This is a genomic window from Mesorhizobium sp. M7A.F.Ca.CA.004.12.1.1, from assembly GCF_003997835.1.
GTDB lineage: Bacteria > Pseudomonadota > Alphaproteobacteria > Rhizobiales > Rhizobiaceae > Mesorhizobium.
The window spans coordinates 1-656 of sequence record NZ_RZRK01001417.1 but is presented as its reverse complement, the minus strand read 5'-3'; the positions used below and the strand labels follow the sequence as shown (position 1 = coordinate 656).

Annotated in this window: 1 protein-coding gene and 1 pseudogene; both read right to left on the bottom strand. The window is 66.5% G+C overall.

Annotation, left to right across the window (positions count from 1 at the left end; all coding sequences use genetic code 11):
• A partial coding sequence (locus EN984_RS36775; RefSeq protein ID WP_164766028.1) for an NAD(P)-binding protein occupies window positions 1–487 on the bottom strand: 487 nt, incomplete at its 3' end.
• A gap of 44 nt (window positions 488–531) precedes the next feature.
• Window positions 532–656, bottom strand: a pseudogene (locus EN984_RS39285) (transcriptional regulator); the annotation flags it as partial.

The following is a 656-nucleotide window of genomic DNA, read 5'->3' as shown; positions in this document are numbered from 1 at the left end:
GATTTGGCCGCCACCATGTTCCGGACGCGTCGATGGCCGCGCGCGCGAGAACGCGGTGTTCGCCGCCGGTATCGCGATAGCGGATGACGAAGGGCGCGTCCTTGCGGCCATCATTGGCGACCTTGTCGTGTCCCTGACGGGTGATCGCGGTGACCTCGGCGCCTAGCTTCAAATTGGCGGCGATCGCGGGAAGCCGGCCAAGCGGCGCCAGATAATCGCGCACGATCTCGCCGCCGGTCGGCAGGCCCTGGCTATCCGGCGCCGTCCAGCCGGAGCGGTCGAGCAGCGCCCGCGCCGCCGCATCGATGTTATATTTCCATGGCGAAAACACCCGCACATGTCCCCAATCGAGCAGCGCCGCACCCACGCTTTCGCCGCGTTCCAGGACGAGCGGAGTGATGCCGCGTTCGACCAGATGCGCCGCGGCTGCCAGCCCGACCGGGCCGGCGCCGATCACCGCGACGGGAAGGTTTGCCATCATGTCCATAGGTTCCATCCTTCCGGTATGTTCGAATTATAAGCGCAAAAAAATCAAGCCAGCGCTTTGCCGGCGGCGGGCGCGCAGGCGGCGTCGGCGCAGCACTCGTCGGCGAGGTAGCCGATCAGCGCATTCATGCCGGGATAGTTGGCGCGGCAGATCAGCGTCGTCGCTTGCC